The organism is Rhodococcus sp. EPR-134 (assembly GCF_001647205.1).
Taxonomy (GTDB): domain Bacteria; phylum Actinomycetota; class Actinomycetes; order Mycobacteriales; family Mycobacteriaceae; genus Rhodococcus_F; species Rhodococcus_F qingshengii.
Map to the genome: position 1 here is coordinate 1 of NZ_LVCT01000389.1, position 878 is coordinate 878.

General features: G+C 57.2%; 1 protein-coding gene. It reads left to right on the plus strand.

Annotation, left to right across the window (positions count from 1 at the left end; all coding sequences use genetic code 11):
* Positions 1-134: 134 nt before the first annotated feature.
* Positions 135-695 (plus strand): hypothetical protein, encoded by a 561-nt coding sequence (locus A2J01_RS36905; protein ID WP_228401081.1) that lies wholly within the window; start codon positions 135-137, stop codon positions 693-695.
* The last annotated feature ends 183 nt before the right edge of the window (positions 696-878 follow it).

An 878-nucleotide genomic window follows, 5' to 3' on the forward strand; every position in this document is an offset into this window, starting at 1 on the left:
CGTACCTCATCTTTCACCATCCCGGTCGGTCCGGCACACCTCGCCTCTGGTTACTCTCGGGTAGCGTTTTTCGGCGTGACGCAGGGGTGTGATGGTTCCCCGTAGTCACAGGCTTGGGGGATCGATCGGAACGTATGAAGGGGTGGGAAAAAATAAACAAAGAAATCAATTACGGCAGGGTCGGGGCGTGGGTCTCGGTCGGATCGATCGCAGTGGGACTGTCGGTGATCGTGGGATGTTCGGCGGCGGTGACCGGATCGGCAGTACCCAATGAAGCGCACGTGGCTGCATACCAATCCGAGGTGAGTATTTCGATGGCCGCCGCGTCCTCGTCGAAAGCGGCGGCAGATGCGGCAGATGCGGCGTTCGCGATCTGTGAGGAAGCGGTCTCTCGATCGAAAAACGACGTGGTTGCGTTCAATGCCTACGTCGACGCCGGAAATCATGGTGAGACCGACCTGAGAGCCGAAGCAAGCGCTGCTGCTTCCTCGGCAAGGGAGACGGCCTCGTGGTTCGACTCGGTCTCGAGTGAACTTCCGACGCAACTTTCCGGACTGTTCGCCGAATTGGCCGCGAACCTACGTTCATCTGCTGTCGTGATCGAGAGTGATCATTCGGCCGATGAAATCAATTCGATCAGCGATACGAGCAATTCGATTCGCAAGTCGATCTTCGATGAATGTGGATCCCTGTGACCTGCGGTAATCCGCAGGCGTAAGGTTCGCCGTGTGTCAGAAGACGATCTTTGGTGAAAGTTTTCGGCGTGGTCGGCTTGCGCTAACGCCTCAGACCATGTTCGCTTTCCCTAATTGATCGTCAAACGGTAGGTGTGCGGGGTCGCCACACACCATCAACAAAAGGAGGACCCCACCGTGGTC